The sequence below is a fragment of the Pseudomonas sp. AC242 genome (assembly GCF_979258655.1).
The window spans coordinates 315,549-333,057 of the sequence record NZ_OZ409873.1 but is presented as its reverse complement, the minus strand read 5'-3'; the positions used below and the strand labels follow the sequence as shown (position 1 = coordinate 333,057).

The following is a 17,509-nucleotide window of genomic DNA, read 5'->3' as shown; positions in this document are numbered from 1 at the left end:
GATAATTTTATGCACCCACACTTGATCAGATTACTCAGCCTGTCGGCCCTGACCGTGGGCATTCTCGCGGCCAGCAACGGCGCACGCGCCGATGAAAACGCGGCTGCCACACCGCCGAAGTTCAGCGCTGAACCGTGCTGCAACCTGTGCCCGGCCGCCCATGACGCGAAGAACTACACCACGCGCTATCAGCAGAACTTCACCACCCTGGTGCAGGCGCAAGGTGACTGGCTGTTCCGGACGCAGGAAGACCTGCGTACCGAGTTCAACACCACCCCGGCCGGCTACAAACGCCTGCAACAACTGCACGATGCGTTCAAAGCCAAAGGCGTTGAGCTGGTGATCGTTTACCAGCCGACCCGTGGTCTGGTGAACCGCAACAAGCTCAATCCGCAGGAAAAAGCCGCGTTCGATTACGAGAAAGCGCTGGGCAACTACAAGACCATGCTCGGCCGTTTCGCCAAGATGGGTTACGTGGTGCCAGACCTGTCGCCGCTGACCAACGAATCGCTGCCGGACACCCTGCCCGCCCACGATTTCTACTTCCGCGGCGACCAGCACTGGACGCCATACGGTGCTCAGCGCACAGCGAAAATCGTCGCCGAAAAGGTCAAGCAGATTCCGGCCTTCGCCGACATTCCCAAGCGTGAATTCGAAACCAAACGCTCCGGGCGCATGGGCAAGACCGGCACCCTGCACAACATGGCCGGGCAACTGTGCGGCACCAGTTACGCGATCCAGTACATGGATCAATTCACCACCGAGCCGAAGGGCGAGGCCGGTGACGGCGACCTGTTCGGTGATTCCGGCAATCCACAAATCACCTTGGTCGGCACCTCGCACAGCGGCAAGAACTACAACTTCGCCGGCTTCCTCGAAGAAGCCATCGGCGCCGATATTCTCAACGTCGCCTTCCCCGGCGGTGGCCTGGAAGGTTCGATGTTGCAGTACCTCGGCAGCGACGAATTCCAGAAGACCCCGCCGAAAATTCTCATCTGGGAATTCTCGCCGCTGTACCGCCTCGACCAGGAAACCATCTATCGCCAGATGATGTCTCTTCTCGACAACGGCTGCGAAGGCAAAGACGCGCAAATGTCCGCGAGCACCACGCTCAAGCCGGGCAGCAAACAAGAACTGCTGGTCAACAGCAAGAACCTGAACCTGCAGAACAGCAGCCATCAGGTCGACATCCGCTTCGCCGACCCTTCGGTGAAAACCCTGCAAGCCACCCTCTGGTACATGAACGGTCGCCACGAGGACATCAAGATCGAGAAACCGGAAACCTCCGACACCGACGGTCGTTTCGCCTTTGAGCTGCGCACGGACGAAGACTGGGCCTCGCAAAACCTGCTGGCAGTCGAAGTCCAGGGCCCGGAAGCGGGCACCGCGCCGCAGAAAGTCGAAGCGAAAATCTGCAAACGCAACGTATTCCCGGGCGCTGGGCAACAAACCGCTCAGGTCGGGCAATGAGGTCTGCTATGCGAAACTCGAAACTGAAAACTCTTTTAGCGCCGACGCTGCTCGGGCTGGCGATCTTCGCCGGCACCGCGCAGGCCGCCGCGCCACTGCGTCCACCTCAGGGCTATTTCGCGCCTGTGGATAAATTCAAGACCGGTGACAAAAGCGAAGGCTGCGATGCGATGCCGACGCCCTACACTGGGCCGCTGCAATTTCGCAGCAAATACGAAGGTTCGGACAAGGCCCGCGCGACACTGAACGTGCAGTCGGAAAAAGCCTTTCGCGACACCACCAAAGACATCACCACGCTGGAACGCGGCACCGCCAAACGGGTGATGCAGTTCATGCGCGACGGGCGTCCGGAGCAGCTCGAATGCACGCTGAACTGGCTGACCGCGTGGGCCAAGGCCGATGCGTTGATGTCGAAAGACTTCAACCACACCGGCAAGTCGATGCGCAAATGGGCGCTGGGCAGCATGGCCTCTTCTTACATTCGCCTGAAGTTCTCCGACTCGCATCCGCTGGCCCAGCATCAACAGGAAGCGCAGTTGATAGAGGCGTGGTTCAGCAAAATGGCTGATCAGGTGGTCAGCGATTGGGACAACCTGCCGCTGGAAAAAACCAACAACCATTCCTACTGGGCTGCATGGTCGGTGATGGCGACCTCGGTCGCGACCAACCGCCGCGACCTGTTTGACTGGGCGGTGAAGGAATACAAGGTTGGCGTCAATCAAGTCGATGCCGACGGCTTCCTGCCCAACGAACTCAAGCGCCAGCAACGCGCCCTCGCCTATCACAACTACGCCCTGCCGCCGCTGGCGATGATCGCCAGTTTTGCTCAGGTCAATGGTGTTGATTTGCGTCAGGAAAACAACGGCGCGCTGAAGCGTCTGGGTGATCGGGTGTTGTCTGGGGTGAAAGACCCGGATGAATTCGAGAAGAAGAACGGTAAAGAGCAGGACATGACCGACTTGAAAGAGGACATGAAATTCGCCTGGCTCGAACCGTTCTGCACGCTCTACACCTGCCCGCCAGATGTGATCGAGAAGAAGCACGGCATGCAACCGTTCAAGACTTTCCGCCTGGGTGGCGACCTGACCAAGGTCTACGACCCGTCGCATGAGAAGGGCAACAAAGGCTCATAAAGCAAAAGCCCCTCATCCTAACCCTCTCCCAAAGGGAGAGGGGACTGACCGAGGTGGCTGTACGAGTTACGCCGAAATGAAATACCGAGTTGATCTCAGGTGTTGAAAAACAATCGAGATCAGGCGGTACAGAAATACCGAGCCGATCTCAGGTGTTGAAAAACAATCGAGATCAGGCTGCAAAGAAATATCGAGTCGATCTCCTTTTCTGAAAACCATGGAGATCAGGCTCCCTCTCCCTCCGGGAGAGGGCGGGGGGTGAGGGCAAGTTTTCAAGGCCCTGCACAACCCTGACAGAAACAACGTTTCACCCCTCCACTACCACGGGGGGTTTGGGGGGGCTTTGGCCCTTGACTGTTGGTTCAAACATGGAGAGATCGGGATGGTATTTTCATCCAACGTGTTCCTGTTTCTGTTCTTGCCGATCTTTCTCGGCTTGTACTACTTGAGCGGGCAACGCTATCGCAACCTGCTGCTGCTGATCGCCAGCTACGTGTTCTACGCCTGGTGGCGTGTGGACTTCCTCGCGCTGTTCGCCGCCGTCACGCTGTGGAACTACTGGATCGGCCTCAAAGTCGGTGCCGCCGGCGTCAGAACCAAACCGGCGCAGCGCTGGCTGCTGCTCGGCGTAGCAGTCGACCTGTGCATCCTCGGCTACTTCAAGTACGCCAATTTCGGCGTCGACAGCATCAATGCGATGATGACTTCGGTCGGTCTTGAGCCGTTCATCCTCACCCACGTGCTGCTGCCGATCGGGATCTCGTTCTACATCTTCGAGTCGATCAGCTACATCATCGACGTGTATCGCGGCGATACCCCGGCCACGCGCAACCTGATCGACTTCGCAGCGTTCGTGGCGATCTTCCCGCACCTGATTGCCGGCCCGGTCCTGCGTTTCCGCGACCTCGCCGACCAGTTCAACAACCGCACGCATACCCTCGACAAGTTCTCCGAGGGCTGCACGCGGTTCATGCAGGGTTTCATCAAAAAGGTCTTTATCGCTGACACCCTCGCGGTGGTCGCTGACCATTGCTTCGCCCTGCAAAACCCGACCACGGGTGATGCCTGGCTCGGCGCGCTGGCGTACACCGCACAGCTGTATTTCGACTTTTCCGGTTACAGCGACATGGCCATCGGTCTGGGCTTGATGATGGGTTTCCGCTTCATGGAAAACTTCAAACAGCCATACATCAGCCAGTCGATCACCGAGTTCTGGCGCCGCTGGCACATCAGCCTGTCGACTTGGCTGCGTGACTATCTGTACATCACTCTCGGCGGTAACCGTAAAGGCACGCTGATGACTTACCGCAACCTGTTCCTGACCATGCTCCTCGGTGGCCTGTGGCACGGCGCGAACATCACTTACATCGTCTGGGGCGCTTGGCACGGCATGTGGCTGGCAATTGAAAAAGCGCTGGGCCTGAACACCTCGCCGCGCAGCCTCAACCCGATCCGCTGGGCGCTGACCTTCCTGCTCGTGGTCATGGGCTGGGTGATCTTCCGTGCCGAGAACCTGCACGTTGCCGGCCGTATGTACGGCGCAATGTTCAGCTTCGGCGACTGGTCGCTGTCGGAACTCAATCAGGCCAGCCTCACCGGTCTGCAAGTGGCGACTTTGGTTGTTGCGTACGTGACGCTGGCGTTCTTCGGTCTGCGCGATCTGTACACCAATCAACCGCCAGCCAAGAGCAAACCTGAAGTCAACGTCGAGGCCAACGGCCCTGCCACCGCGACGCCGGGAATGATCAAAGCCGCACCCGGCGAAAACCCGGCGAGCATCCACGAGCCTGGCTACACCGTCGGCGTCGAAGCCCAGGTACAACCGGCCTACTGGAGCGCGGACTGGTCGCGTTACGTGATGCGCGGCCTGATCCTGCTGCTGTTCATCGCCTCGATTCTCAAACTCTCGGCGCAAAGCTTCTCGCCGTTCCTTTACTTCCAGTTCTGAGGGATCTGACATGACCCGCTCATTACGCATCTTCTACATCGCCCTGTTCCTGGTGACCCTGTTGGTCTTGGGTCTGTGGTCGGTACGCAGCTTCTTCGGCTTCAGCACCAACGCCGATGCGACGGTGCTTAACGGCCGCTGGACCAAGGCTGTGGAAACCCATTACGACGAAGAATTCCCGATCAAGCGTCTGGGCACCAACCTCTGGGCCGCGCTGGATTTCAAACTGTTCAACGAAGGTCGTCCGGGCGTGGTGCTCGGTCGCGATCAGTGGTTGTACAGCGATGAGGAATTCAACCCGATCGTCAACGAAGAGCTGAACCTGCAAGGCAACTACGCGCTGGTCGAAGGCGTGCGCCAGACCCTGAAAGAGAAAGGCGTGAAACTGGTGATGGCGATCGTGCCAGCCAAGGTTCGTCTGTACCCGGAGCACCTGGGTGAAGTGAAACCGGCGAGCATTCACGAAAACCTCTATGAGGATTTCCACCACCGCGTCGCGGCGGACAAGATCCTCGCCCCTGACCTGCTCAAGCCACTGCAACAGGCCAAGCAGAATGGTCAGCAAGTGTTCCTGCGCACCGACACGCACTGGACGCCGGAAGGCGCCGAGATTGCCGCGAACACCCTGGCAAAAACCATCGCTGACAAGTTCCCGCTCAGCGGCGAGCCGCAGCGCTTTGTTACCACGCCAGCGGAGAAGGTCACGCACAAGGGCGATCTGCGCTTGTTCCTGCCGCTCGATCCGCTGTTTGAAAACCTGATGCCGGCGCAAGAGCCGCTGCAAAAGCGCAACACCGTCGCGGCCGGCGATCAGCCTGCCGGTGACGACGCGCTGTTCGCCAGCAATGAAGTGCCGGTGGCACTGGTCGGCACCAGCTATAGCGCCAACCCTAACTGGAACTTCGTCGGAGCACTGAAACAAGCGCTGCACAGCGACGTGGTGAGCTACGCCGAAGACGGCCACGGCCCGATCCTGCCGATGCTCAGCTACCTGAAAAGCGATGACTTCAAGAACAGCCCGCCGCAGGTGCTGATCTGGGAGTTTCCTGAACGTTATCTGCCTGTGAACAACGAAATCGGTGACGCCGACCCGCAGTGGGTCGCAGAGCTTAAACAAGCCGGCGCGCGCCAACAAGACGTAGCAATCAACACTAAATCCGAGACGCCCGATCGGGCGCAAAACTGAAAGAGAGGTACACCATGACTTTCACTACTACTCCTCGTCGTCTCGCTAAAAGCTTCGCACTGGTTGCTGGCCTCAGCGTGCTTTCCGTCCCAGCCTTTGCCGGTGGCGACGCCGCCCTGTACGGCCCGACCGCACCGAAAGGTTCGACCTTTGTGCGTGTCTACAACGCCAGCAACGCTGAAGTCAGCGCGACTGTCGGCAGCACCAACCTGAGCGACGTTGCACCACTGGCCAGCAGCGACTTCAGCTTCATGCCGGGCGGTGATTACAGCGCCAAGGTCGGCAGCCAGACCCTGCCGGTGAAACTCGCTGGTGACCACTACTACACCCTGGTCAACAACGCTTCCGGCGCGCCGCAACTGATCGAAGAGCCGCCGTTCAAGAACAAGCAGAAATCCCTGGTGCGCGTACAGAACCTCAGCGACAAGCCGCTGACCCTGAAGACCGCCGACGGCAAGACCGACGTGGTGCCGAACGTGGCCGCCAAGGGCCGTGGCGAACGTGAAATCAACCCGGTGAAAGTCAGCCTGGCGCTGTACGAAGGTGACAAGAAAGTCGGCGACGTGAAACCGGTCGCCCTTGAGCGCGGCGAAGCTGCGGTGCTGTACGTCACCGGCAGCGGCAGCAGCCTGTCGCCAGTCTGGGTGAAACGCCCGGTATCGACTCGCTAACGAATTTTCCGAACTGACCCGGCTCCCTGTGGGAGCTGGCTTGCCAGCGATGCAGACACCTCTGTTCTGCAGATACACCGAGGTGATGCCATCGCTGGCAAGCCAGGCTCCCACAGGGACCGAGGTGAGAGTTCGGACACGAGACAAAAACAAGAGTGAAACGACACAGCGTTCGTGCCTCTAACCAATCGATTTTATGGAGTAAACAATATGATTCCGGTGATCTTGTCAGGTGGTAGCGGTTCGCGTCTCTGGCCGCTTTCGCGTAAGCAGTTCCCTAAACAGTTCCTCGCCCTGACCGGCGAACACACTCTATTCCAGCAGACCCTCGAGCGTCTGGTGTTCGAAGGCATGGACACCCCGATCGTGGTCTGCAACAAGGATCACCGCTTCATCGTCAACGAGCAGTTGGCCAACCGTAAGCTGGAATGCCAGCGCATCCTCATGGAACCGTTCGGCCGCAACACCGCGCCGGCCGTGGCGCTGACCGCGATGATGCTGGTCAATGAAGGTCGTGACGAGTTGATGCTGGTGCTGCCGGCCGACCACGTGCTGGAAGATCAGAAAGCCCTGCAACGCGCCCTCGCCCTCGCCACCGTTGCTGCCGAAAACGGCGAAATGGTCCTGTTCGGCGTGCCGGCAACCAAACCGGAAACCGGTTACGGCTACATCAAATCCACCGGCGACTCGCTGCTGCCCGAAGGCGTCAGCCGCGTTTCGCATTTCGTTGAAAAACCTGACGTCAAACGTGCCACCGAGTACGTCGAGTCCGGCGGTTACTACTGGAACAGCGGCATGTTCCTGTTCCGCGCCAGCCGCTTCCTCGAAGAACTGAAAAAACACGATCCGGACATCTACGACACCTGCCTGCTGACCCTCGAGCGCAGCCAGCAGGACGCCGACACCATCACCTTCGACGAAGCCACCTTCGCCTGCTGCCCGGACAACTCCATTGACTACTCCGTCATGGAAAAAACCCAGCGCGCCTGCGTGGTGCCGCTGACCGCAGGCTGGAGCGATGTTGGTTGCTGGTCGTCGCTGTGGGAAGTCAACGAGAAGGACGCCAACGGCAACGTCACCAAAGGCGATGTGGTCATTCAGGACAGCAAGAACTGCATGATCCACGGCAACGGCAAACTGGTGTCGGTGATCGGTCTGGAAAACATTGTCGTGGTCGAAACCAAAGACGCCATGATGATCGCCCACAAAGACAAGGTTCAGGGCGTCAAGCAGATGGTCAACACGCTCAACGAGCAGGGCCGCAGCGAAACCCAGAACCACTGCGAAGTCTATCGTCCGTGGGGCTCGTACGACTCGGTGGACATGGGCGGGCGTTTCCAGGTCAAGCACATCTCGGTGAAACCGGGCGCGTGCCTGTCGCTGCAGATGCACCACCACCGCGCCGAGCACTGGATCGTGGTCAGCGGCACCGCCGAAGTGACCTGCGATGAAAACGTGTTCCTGCTCTGCGAAAACCAGTCGACCTACATCCCGATCGCCTCGGTGCACCGCCTGCGCAACCCGGGCAAGATCCCGCTGGAAATCATCGAAGTTCAGTCGGGTTCGTATCTGGGTGAAGACGATATCGAACGCTTCGAAGATATCTACGGCCGCTCCACCCCGATCGAACGCGGCGTGTCGGTGAAAACCATCGCGCAGTAACTGATCGATAAAACAAGAAGCCCCCGTCCAGCCCGCTGCGTCCCCTATCCGCAGCGGGTTGGGCGGGGGCTTTTTTTCAGCCGAGCGAATGTTGTCGGATCAGTTTTGGCCGGGAACTTCCTCCCAGCGATTGCTGCCTCCCGGCGTATGGCGTCGGTGCAATAAATCCAATGAAGTCCTGAGTCCGTTCCAGCGTTTGAACAGTGTTCGATGTTTGCATTGAAAGCCCTGCAACCGTTTCGAAAAGCTCAGGATCTGAACTGCCGGCAGTCGCCAACTCGTTCAAGATGGCTGACATCCTGAACGTTGCCATGTCGATGTCTACCGGAATATGTTCGTAAGCTTCACTTAACGCCTCGGCATTCAAACCTCGCGAAGCATGGGCGAACTCCCGTACCGTCTGGACCAGACCCGGTGCCTCCGGTCCCAGTTTGTCGGCGATTATCTCGATTACTTTGTCCTCCGCCTTGGTGCCAGCCATTTTCACCAGACGTGATCGACCGTCGGCAGTGCGCGGATCATGGGCGGCCAACTCCAGTTTTACCTTGGCGAGACTGGGTTTCGTTTTTGGCGCCACGCTTTCAACGAACGCCTTCGGATTCATCTCGCTGCCCTTGAAGTTGATAGGACGGTTCAACTGAAAGGTGTCCACGACCTTTTCGATGACGACGTTCGCCAGCGCGGTGCCGGCCTTCTCACCCAGCTGCCCCCCGAGTGCACCCACTACCGGCCCCAATGTTCCCCCCAACGCTGTGCCTGCCGCGCCCCCCAAAGCCTTAGCTCCAGTTCTGACCAGACTGCTGCTCAGTTGCGTCGTCACCCGCCTGACCAGCGCCTGAAAGCGGTGCCGCGCCTGCGTGTGATTGAGTAACGAATTTCTGACATCCGCAGCAGCCGAAGTCATCGAATCCAGCAATGCCTTCTGCTCTTGTGCACTGTCAGCCAACTCTGACGTATCGGTCTTTTTACCGCCGTCGCTGTCGGCATGCCGCATCGGTGAGTTACCGACCATCTGGTACAGATTCGGCCCGTCGATAAAACCTTTCGGGTCAGGGTTGAGCCAGCGCTGCAACCACGGCATGTAATAACGAAAACCATAGTAGTACAGACCCGTGGCATCACGCTCCTTGCCCGAATAACGCACGGTTTTGTAACTGATGTCGCTTTCCTCACTCCACGCGGTCGCCCCGAATGGATAGAAATGCTCGCGGCTGATCAGTTGCGCATCTGCCGCCAGTTCCAGACTGATCGATCCCAGATGATCATTGAAACTGTAGCGATACTGATCGTTAACGCCTGCTGGCGGCGGACTCTCCCAGTGCAGAACACGAACACTGTTCAGGGCGGTCTGCACCGTGATGACTTGCAGCACCTCGCCGGTGCCGGCATCGGTGCGCAATTCCAGTTCAGGGAGGTAGCGTACCTGCGTAACGACAGCACGAACCCTGGTCTGCAGCGACCGAATCTTGCGTACACGCTGACCAGCGCCGTCGTAGAGATAGACTTCGTGATCATCCGCAGCGCAATCGCGTTGCACCGCCACGAACGCATCCAGTTGATTGCGCAGATTCCACTGCAACTGCCGGCCTTGATCCAGCAGCAGCAAGTTACCGCGAGCGTCGAACGCTGCGGCGATCTCTGCCTCGTCGGGGGGCACGCCATTGCACCAGGGCAGGCAGCGATTGCTGTAGCGGGCAGCCTGCAGATCATGACCTGGACTCTGTGCACCGACGTGGGTCAGCTTGAGCAGATTGCCGCCAGCGTCATAACCATAGGTTTGCAAATAGTTGGCGATCGCTGTCGGGCCGCCATCGCCCGGCCCTGCCTCCCATCCGCGGGCCTCACACAATTGGTAGAGGCTGTCGTAGGTGAAGCGGCTGATCGGTTCGATGCGCTGGTTGGCGAAGTAGCGCACGGGCAGCGCCCGGTCTTCGATGCTCAGCACATTGCCTGTCCGGTCGTATTGGTACAGCAGATTCTGCAAGACCACACCCTGACCGGTTTCGGCGTGACGCGTCATCAGACGTCCATCCTCTTCACGGTAGGTCAGCGTTGTCAGCACGCCATTGCCTGCCAGTTCCTGCGTGACCAGCCCTTCTGCGTTGTAGTGAATATCGCTGACCACCGCCCGCCACTCAGTCTGATGGCTCAACTGCAGACGGCGGGCGCGCAAGCCTCCATCGAGGGTCAACTCACTGACATGCCGGTTACCCTTCGCATCGATCTGCTCGAGCACCGCCCCGAGGGGCCCGAAACGCCAATGGGTCATTGCGCCCTCACCGGGCTCGAGCAAACGCTGGCGCTCATCGATTGGCTCAGGCCAATCCGGGGAGACGGGTTCAAGGGTGAAATGCCGGGTACTTTCAACGTTCTCCCCGGTGATCGCGAAGACCTCGAACAGCACGCTTCCCGCCGGGTCTTCGTGACGAATCAGTTGGCCAAGCTGATTACGCGCCTGATCGGCATCACCCGGCTGACCATATCCAAAACGCTCGGCGCAACGGCGTGGTTGCAGCTCACCAGCTTCGAACACTGCCGTCGGCCGCAGTAACAGGTCATGCTCAATGTCCCGGCGGGTGCCTCGGCTGTCCCAATCCGTCAATGTCTCTGAGCCCAGACCGAACAGACTGAGCTGCACCCCGGCGTCGACGCTGTTCGAGCGCAGAATCTGCCCGTTCAACAAGTAAACGGTGCTTAGGTTGGCCGGCGCTAGCGGATCATCGCTTTGTAGCGCCCACAATCGCGGGTCCCACTGCGTCACCGCGCGACCCGCCGCATCGTGGGCCGTGCGATGGATGCGCGGTTCAAGTGCTTGATTAACGTCGCAACGCCAGTAATCGACCCTGCGAACGGCCAGCCCGCGTGGGTCGTTCACTGCCAGCACCGGTGTTTTGCTGAACATGTCCATGTAGCTCACCCCGCTCGATAACTGCGTCCTCTGCGCCTGCAATGATCTGAGCAGACGCTTGGCGATGCGCCTACTGTCAGAAACTACAGTTCCGACCAACGGTTAAATCCCGTGCGCAACAAATGTCCATTGCGCTGAGCCTTCGGTAGGATGGTGCGCACAAACTCACGGAGCGTTCCCACATGTTCATCGGCATCTTGCTGGTCATCACCTGGCTGATCCTCCTGCTGCGCTATCCGGCCAAGGCCTTGCCGGTTTCCGTGGCGGCGGCGATTGGCCTGGGTTTCGTGGCCATGTGGGTGGTGTGGCTGGACAACCGCGAGGTCAAGCAACTGGCGCGCCTTGAGATGCGTATCGCTTACGCTCCCGAACAATGCCCGGCGGATCGTCCGCTGCAACTGAAAATGAAAAACGCCAACGACGTGCCTCTGACCGAACTGCGCTGGCGCATCGCTGCCTATGCGCCGGGTGACACGGTGAATCTGGCCGACAACCAATACACTGCCCCGCGCTATCGCGGTCCCGGCGAATTGCAGGCCGGCGGCGACTGGGAAGACTGCCTGCCGATGCCGCCGCTGCGTCCCGGTTATCGCCCGCAAACCCTGGAGTTTCGCGCCGAGCGCTTGCAGGGTAGTTTCTCCGATTGATCCTCCCTTCCCCACTTTTTTGCACAAGGAATGCGCCATGCCCGTTGCGTTGATTACCGGTTGTTCCAGCGGCATCGGCCGCGCCCTCGCCGATGCGTTCAAAGCTGCCGGGTACGAAGTCTGGGCCAGTGCGCGCAAGACTGAAGATGTGGCGTTGCTGGCGTCTGCCGGGTTCACCGCCGTGCAACTCGATGTCAATGACAGCGCGGCGCTGGAGCAACTTGGCGAGCGGATCAGCCAGCAACACGGCGGCCTTGATGTGCTGATCAACAACGCGGGGTACGGCGCCATGGGGCCGCTGCTCGATGGCGGTGTGGCGGCCATGCAGCGCCAGTTCGAGACCAATGTATTTTCGATTGTTGGCGTTACGCGCGCACTGTTCCCGGTGCTGCGCCGGGCCAAAGGATTGGTGGTAAATATCGGCAGTGTTTCAGGGGTTTTGGTCACGCCGTTTGCCGGTGCTTACTGCGCCTCGAAAGCGGCGGTGCATGCCTTGAGCGATGCACTGCGCATGGAACTGGCGCCGTTCGGCATTCGCGTGATGGAAGTGCAGCCGGGGGCGATTCAATCGAGTTTTGCCAAAAACGCCGGGCACGAGGCCGAGCAATTGATCAATGAACAATCACCGTGGTTTCCCCTGCGCGAAGGTATTCGCGCGCGGGCCAAGGCGTCGCAGGACAAGCCGACGCCGGCCATTGAATTTGCGGCTGTGCTGCTGAAAGCCGTGCAACAGAACAAACCGCCAAGATTGATCCGTATTGGCAATGGCAGCCGGGCGTTGCCGTTGTTGGCGGCGTTGCTGCCCAAGGGTTTACTGGAGTCGACGTTGATGAGGCGCTTCGGTTTGCGCGGCAAACTCTGAGACCGGGTCGACGCCATCGCGAGCAGGCTCACTCCTACAGGGGATCTTCGGTGTGACACAGATCCAGTGTAGGAGTGAACCTGCTCGCGATTCAGTCAACGCGGTCGGTCAGTTATCCATAGCATCCTGCCGCACCACCACCGTGCAAGTAATCCCCGCCGCCAACAAAACACCCTCCGGCACTTCATCAATGTGAATCCGCACCGGCACCCGCTGCGCCAACCGCACCCAGTTGAACGTCGGGTTCACATCGGCGATCAGTTCGCGGCTTTCCGGGTTGTCGCGGTCATAGATGCCGCGGGAAATGCTTTCTACGTGGCCCTTCAAGACTTCGCCGCTCATCAACTGCATATCGGCCTTGTCACCGACTTTCACGTGGGGCAGTTTGGTCTCTTCGAAGAAGCCGTAAACCCAGAACGAGTTCATGTCGACCACGGCCATTTTCGCCTCGCCGATGCGCGCGTAGTCACCGCGATGCACGTTGAGGTTGGTCACGTAACCGTCGACCGCCGCGCGCACTTCGGTGCGTTTGAGGTTGAGTTCGGCAGCTTCCAGTTGCGCCTGCGCGTGTTGGTAATCGGCGAGCGCGGCATCGGCGATGTTGCTGGCGTCGTCACGGTTTTCCTTGGAGATCACCAGGTTGTCCAGATCGGCGCGGCGATGGGCGTTGACCTTGCGCATCTCCCACGTCGACTTGCGCGAGGCGACCAGCGACTGCGCCTGTTTCACCGCGATGCGGTAGTGCTCGGGGTCGATCTGCATGAGCAAATCGCCCTTCTTCACCAGTTGGTTGTCGCGCACCGGCACGTCGATCACTTCACCGGTAACGTCGGCGGCGACGTTGATGATGTCGGCGCGAACCCGGCCATCGCGGGTCCACGGCGTGTTCATGTAGTGCTCCCACAACGTGCGGCCGATCCACAACGCCAGGGCCAGCACCAGCAGGGTCGCGAGCAGGCTGAAAAACTTTTTCATCAGAACGTTCTCAACGGTAGACAGTCAGCGCCATGGCGCCGAACAGACAGGTAAACAGACTCAGACGCAGCAGCGCCGGGTGCCAGAAAAAACGGTACAGATCGAACCCGGACAGGAACCGGTCCACCGCCCAGGCCAGTGCCGCAGCGATAAAAAACATCAAGGTCATGGTCGGCATGTACACGCCGTGGAAGGCGATTTCACGAGGCATGGGCAAGTCCTTCGGGCTTGGCGATGGCGTAGGCAGCGAGCGGTGATTGCGGGTCGAGCAGCGAGGTACGGATGAAGTGCAGATAGCTCTTCACCCGCCGCAATGCCGAGGTATCGAAGTGTGGGGCGAACGGTTCATCGGTCGCCGCGACGCGGCTGATTGCGTGATCGACGGCGACCAGTGCGCGCTCGAGATTGCTGGAGTTAGGTTGCAGGAACAGTCGCACCAGCGCGCGGCCCATCACGCGGATCGCCTGGCGCCACGGCTGCGACTCGGCATAGGCCGGGTGCACCGGCAGGATCGCCTGTTCCTTGCGCAACTCGATGATCGCGTGGCCGACTTCCAGTACCACGAACATCCAGCGCAGCAGGTTCTTCTGCACTTTCGGCTGACCGGCCGCGAGACCGTAGGCCTGGTGCAGCAAATCGCGGGTACGGCTCTCGAAACTCGAAGCGAGGCCTTTGAGCTTGCCGCTGATCGCGTAGACCACTTGCCCGCGCAGATCCTGCTCCAGACGCTTCCACAACCAGCGGCTGTTCGGCGGCAGAATAATTGCACCGGCAGCGGCACAGACCAGCATGCCCATGACCATGGCGATGTAGTCGTTGATAAAGGTGTAAGGGTTGTAGATGGTCAGGTTGTCCGGCACCGAACCGGTGCTGAAGAAGATCAGCAAACCGAGGCCGACGCCGGCGTATTGCGGCCGCGAGGTGAGGAACGAGCCGAGCACGATCACCGGCGCGAGCATCACGCACAGCAGCGGGAAACCATCGATCCACGGGAAGATGAAAAACATCTCGACGAAGCCGATCAGGGCACCGAGGAAGGTTCCGCACGCCATCTGGAACGCCATGCGTTTCGGGTTCGGCGTAGCAGCCGAGAGGCCCACGGTGGCGGCAGCGATCAGCGTCATCGTCGCGCCGCTTGGCCAGGCGGTGGCGACCCAGTAACTGCCCAGCACGATGAGAATGAACGAGGCGCGAATGCCCGACGCAGCGGCGGCCCACCAATTGGTTTGCGGGGTAAATGGTTCGTCCCAACGCTCGCGTTCGTGGCGGTGATCGGCCAATGACGCGTGGGTCTGTGCATAACTGTGCAAGTCGTCGACGAAGCGATAAAGCAGTTCGTAAGCGGTGTGGAAATCCAGTTGTTCGGCTTCGCTCGGCTCGGTGTCCTGAAAGATCGCGCGCAGGCTGCGCACGCGGGCCGGCAGGCCTTCCTTGTAGCTCGCCAGTGCGGTCGCCAAACGGCCGGCATCGGGGCTGGTCAGAGCGCGGCCACTGAAGCCGTCGAGCACTTCGGCGAGATCCTGCAGGCCCGGTTTGATCGCGGCGACAACGTGTTCTTCGCCATTGCCGCGCAAGCGCTCGAGCAATTGATGCAGGGCATTGAACCGCGTGGTGATGCCCATGAATTCGCTGTTCAACCGACTTAGTCGACCGTTACGCCGACGCATGTGCGGGTCTTCAAACACAGTGACACTGCGCAGCCCTTCCAGCCCCACGGCTTCAGCAATGAAGCGCACATTGCTCGCCTCGAAAGACTCGGCCTTGCTGCGTCCGCGCAGGCCATCGGTAACGAACAGCGCGAACACGCCGAATCGCTGGTACAAGGCATTGCGCATGGCGGCGCTGGCGGTTTGCGGCAGGATCGCGGCGCTGATCAGAGTCGAACAGAGAATCCCCAACGAGATCTCCAGCACCCGCCACACCGCCGCCATGAACGCTCCGTCCGGGTGCGCCAGCGCCGGCAGCCCGACCATCGCTGCGGTGTAACCGGCGAGGACAAAACCGTAAGCGCGGAAGTTGCGGCAACGCGCAGCGCCGGCCGAGCAGATACCGACCCAGATCGCCAACGAGCCAAGAAACAGCTCGGTGTTCTGCGCGAACAACGCGATCAGCGTGACCATCATCGCCGACCCGGCCAGTGTGCCGAGGAAGCGATAGAAACTCTTGGCAAACACCTGGCCGCTCTGCGGCTGCATGACGATGAACACGGTGATCATCGCCGTGCGCGGTTGCGGCAATTCCAGACGCATGGCCAGCCACAGCGTGAGGAATGCGGCGATCAACACCTTGAAGATGTAGACCCAGGTCACGCCATCGCTGCGCGCCCAGTCGAAAAAACCACGGCGCCATTCCAGGGAGTAGAGCCAGCGCAGTGGTGCGGGCAAGGGGGTCATTTAATTGTGCTCAAGAATTCAGGCAAGACGCGATCCCTGTAGGAGTGAGCCTGCTCGCGATGGCGATTTTACATCCAACATTTCTGTTGACTGATACACCGCTATCGCGAGCAGGCTCACTCCTACAATTTGATGTGTGTTCAATGCAGGAGAACCGGGGTTTTCGGCGCTTGGGTTTTCTCGGCAGTCGGCACGTCGTTGCCAGCCCCGAGGCCACCACCCAGCGCAGTCACCAACTCGGCATGCGCAGTCAACCGTGCCGCCTGCACCTGCTGCTGCACCTGCTGCTGTTTGAACAGCAACGTCTGCGCATTGAGCACGTTGAGGTAATCGGTGAGGCCGCGCTGATAAGCGATCATCGCGATGTCGTAAGTCTTCTGCGCCGTGGCAACGGATTCGGCGGCGAAGCCTTGCTGCTTGTCCATCGACTCGCGGCGGATCAATTGGTCAGAGATGTTCTTCAGCGCATTCACCAGCGTCTGGTTGTAATGCGCCACGGCGATGTCGTAACCAGCGGAGGCTTCACCGAGTTCGGCACGCAGTCGGCCACCGTCGAAGATCGGCAAAGAGATCGCCGGGCCGACGTTGTAGTTGAGTTTCTTGCCGGTCAAAAACTCCAGCGCGCCACCGCCGGTCGCCATGTAGCCGAGGCTGCCGACCAGATCGACGTTGGGGTAAAACCCGGCATGCGCCACATCAATTCCACGCGCCTGCGCCGCCACTTGCCAGCGACTGGCGACCACGTCCGGCCGCTGACCGAGCAATTCGGCGGGCAGAGCCGACGGTAGTTTCAACGCAGCAGCGAGCGACAGCGTCGGACGCTGCAACTGCGCGCCCGCCCCCGGACCTTTGCCGGCGAGCGCGGCAATCTGGTTGCGGCTCAGGGCGATTTCTTCGTCCAGCGCATCGATCTGGCGGTGGGTTTCCGGCAACGGCGTTTCGGCCTGGCTGACTTCGAAATGTGTGCCGATCCCACCATTCAGACGTTTTTGCGCCAGATCGAGAATCTGCTGTTGCTGCTTAAGCGTCGCCGCAACGATGTCGCGTTGGGCGTAATGCAGCGACAGTTCGATGTAGGCGCGGACGATGTTGTTCTGCAATTCAAGCTGCGCCAATCGCGCCTCGGCCGCGCTCATATGCGCAAGATCCACCGCTCGCTCGCTGCTATTGCTTTCGCGACCCCAGAGGTCGAGGGCGTAGCTGAAACCCAACGCGGCGTTGTTGTCCCAAGTGGTGGTGTTGGCCAGATCGCCCGGGCCGTAGAACTGATCGGTCGGCCAGTTGTGGCGTTTGAGGGTTGACTCGCCATTGATTTGCAATGACTCGGCGGATTCGGCGACACCGGCCAAGGCTTTGGCCTGACGCACCCGCGCAGCGGCCATGGCCATGCTCGGGCTGCCCTGCACGGCGAGGTCGATCCAGCGATTGAGTTGCGGGTCGCCGTAGGCTTGCCACCATTGCGCGGTGGGCCAGTTGGCGTCACGGGCGGCGTGAGCAATGGCATCGTCGGTGGCCAGCGAGTTGGCCTCCATTGCCATGCCTTGTGGAGCAATTCCGTCCGTTGAGATGCAGCCGCCAAGACCCAGGGTAAAAGCCAGAACACTGAGCGGCAAAAGCGCTCTGTTGATGCGACGCGGCACAGCTGCGAATTCCT

The 17,509-nt window shown here is 60.0% G+C and carries 13 protein-coding genes; 8 read left to right on the top strand and 5 right to left on the bottom strand.

What is annotated here, in order from left to right; genetic code table 11:
* The first annotated feature begins 9 nt into the window (after nt 1-9).
* From ACZZ0A_RS01420 to ACZZ0A_RS01395, 6 genes are all read left to right on the top strand, one after another.
* A complete protein-coding gene (locus ACZZ0A_RS01420) occupies nt 10-1,470 on the top strand; it encodes an alginate O-acetyltransferase (RefSeq protein WP_463542425.1) in 1,461 nt (486 codons plus the stop codon).
* A gap of 8 nt (nt 1,471-1,478) precedes the next feature.
* Nucleotides 1,479-2,603, top strand: coding sequence for a mannuronate-specific alginate lyase (locus ACZZ0A_RS01415; RefSeq protein ID WP_150792406.1), 1,125 nt, complete (start codon nt 1,479-1,481; stop codon nt 2,601-2,603).
* Between the two features lie 382 nt (nt 2,604-2,985).
* On the top strand, nt 2,986-4,551 hold the full coding sequence (locus ACZZ0A_RS01410) for an MBOAT family O-acyltransferase (RefSeq protein WP_016985188.1): 1,566 nt from the start codon (nt 2,986-2,988) through the stop codon (nt 4,549-4,551).
* Nucleotides 4,552-4,561: 10 nt separating this feature from the next.
* Nucleotides 4,562-5,737 (top strand): alginate O-acetyltransferase, encoded by a 1,176-nt coding sequence (locus ACZZ0A_RS01405; RefSeq protein ID WP_463542424.1) that lies wholly within the window; start codon nt 4,562-4,564, stop codon nt 5,735-5,737.
* A 14-nt stretch (nt 5,738-5,751) separates the two neighbouring features.
* Nucleotides 5,752-6,408, top strand: a complete 657-nt coding sequence (locus ACZZ0A_RS01400) for an alginate O-acetyltransferase AlgF (protein ID WP_007914291.1) — start codon at nt 5,752-5,754, stop codon at nt 6,406-6,408.
* Between the two features lie 210 nt (nt 6,409-6,618).
* Nucleotides 6,619-8,070 carry a mannose-1-phosphate guanylyltransferase/mannose-6-phosphate isomerase gene (locus ACZZ0A_RS01395; RefSeq protein WP_007914094.1) on the top strand — a complete coding sequence of 484 codons (1,452 nt, stop codon included), beginning with the start codon at nt 6,619-6,621 and terminating at the stop codon, nt 8,068-8,070.
* Nucleotides 8,071-8,146: 76 nt separating this feature from the next.
* Here ACZZ0A_RS01395 and ACZZ0A_RS01390 read toward each other — a convergent pair whose 3' ends face one another.
* Entirely contained in the window at nt 8,147-10,978 is a 2,832-nt protein-coding gene (locus ACZZ0A_RS01390) for an RHS repeat domain-containing protein (RefSeq protein ID WP_463542423.1), read from the bottom strand.
* Nucleotides 10,979-11,160: 182 nt separating this feature from the next.
* On the opposite strand from ACZZ0A_RS01390, the gene ACZZ0A_RS01385 reads away from it, so the two are divergent.
* Nucleotides 11,161-11,625 carry a multidrug transporter gene (locus ACZZ0A_RS01385; protein ID WP_095112632.1) on the top strand — a complete coding sequence of 155 codons (465 nt, stop codon included), beginning with the start codon at nt 11,161-11,163 and terminating at the stop codon, nt 11,623-11,625.
* Nucleotides 11,626-11,662: 37 nt separating this feature from the next.
* Nucleotides 11,663-12,487 (top strand): SDR family oxidoreductase, encoded by an 825-nt coding sequence (locus ACZZ0A_RS01380; protein ID WP_463542422.1) that lies wholly within the window; start codon nt 11,663-11,665, stop codon nt 12,485-12,487.
* Between the two features lie 108 nt (nt 12,488-12,595).
* Here ACZZ0A_RS01380 and ACZZ0A_RS01375 read toward each other — a convergent pair whose 3' ends face one another.
* The 4 genes from ACZZ0A_RS01375 to ACZZ0A_RS01360 form a co-directional block, all read right to left on the bottom strand.
* Nucleotides 12,596-13,462, bottom strand: a complete 867-nt coding sequence (locus tag ACZZ0A_RS01375) for an efflux RND transporter periplasmic adaptor subunit (RefSeq protein ID WP_414894695.1) — start codon at nt 13,460-13,462, stop codon at nt 12,596-12,598.
* 10 nt (nt 13,463-13,472) lie between these two features.
* The gene (locus ACZZ0A_RS01370; RefSeq protein ID WP_007914106.1) at nt 13,473-13,673 is read right to left on the bottom strand and encodes a DUF1656 domain-containing protein; all 201 of its coding nucleotides are present in this window, start codon (nt 13,671-13,673) and stop codon (nt 13,473-13,475) included.
* Nucleotides 13,663-15,855 carry an FUSC family protein gene (locus ACZZ0A_RS01365; protein WP_414894696.1) on the bottom strand — a complete coding sequence of 731 codons (2,193 nt, stop codon included), beginning with the start codon at nt 15,853-15,855 and terminating at the stop codon, nt 13,663-13,665. Before ACZZ0A_RS01365 ends, ACZZ0A_RS01370 begins: the two co-directional genes overlap by 11 nt.
* Before the next feature lie 140 nt (nt 15,856-15,995).
* Nucleotides 15,996-17,495 (bottom strand): efflux transporter outer membrane subunit, encoded by a 1,500-nt coding sequence (locus ACZZ0A_RS01360; RefSeq protein ID WP_463542421.1) that lies wholly within the window; start codon nt 17,493-17,495, stop codon nt 15,996-15,998.
* Nucleotides 17,496-17,509: the final 14 nt, after the last annotated feature.

Coding starts and splice junctions, on each gene's coding strand:
- ACZZ0A_RS01395 (WP_007914094.1), top strand. CDS start 6,619: ATGATTCCGGTGATCTTGTCAGGTGGTAGCGGTTCGCGTCTCTGGCCG.
- ACZZ0A_RS01370 (WP_007914106.1), bottom strand. CDS start 13,673: ATGCCTCGTGAAATCGCCTTCCACGGCGTGTACATGCCGACCATGACC.
- ACZZ0A_RS01375 (WP_414894695.1), bottom strand. CDS start 13,462: ATGAAAAAGTTTTTCAGCCTGCTCGCGACCCTGCTGGTGCTGGCCCTG.
- ACZZ0A_RS01385 (WP_095112632.1), top strand. CDS start 11,161: ATGTTCATCGGCATCTTGCTGGTCATCACCTGGCTGATCCTCCTGCTG.
- ACZZ0A_RS01410 (WP_016985188.1), top strand. CDS start 2,986: ATGGTATTTTCATCCAACGTGTTCCTGTTTCTGTTCTTGCCGATCTTT.
- ACZZ0A_RS01420 (WP_463542425.1), top strand. CDS start 10: ATGCACCCACACTTGATCAGATTACTCAGCCTGTCGGCCCTGACCGTG.
- ACZZ0A_RS01415 (WP_150792406.1), top strand. CDS start 1,479: ATGCGAAACTCGAAACTGAAAACTCTTTTAGCGCCGACGCTGCTCGGG.
- ACZZ0A_RS01365 (WP_414894696.1), bottom strand. CDS start 15,855: ATGACCCCCTTGCCCGCACCACTGCGCTGGCTCTACTCCCTGGAATGG.
- ACZZ0A_RS01400 (WP_007914291.1), top strand. CDS start 5,752: ATGACTTTCACTACTACTCCTCGTCGTCTCGCTAAAAGCTTCGCACTG.
- ACZZ0A_RS01405 (WP_463542424.1), top strand. CDS start 4,562: ATGACCCGCTCATTACGCATCTTCTACATCGCCCTGTTCCTGGTGACC.
- ACZZ0A_RS01390 (WP_463542423.1), bottom strand. CDS start 10,978: ATGGACATGTTCAGCAAAACACCGGTGCTGGCAGTGAACGACCCACGC.
- ACZZ0A_RS01380 (WP_463542422.1), top strand. CDS start 11,663: ATGCCCGTTGCGTTGATTACCGGTTGTTCCAGCGGCATCGGCCGCGCC.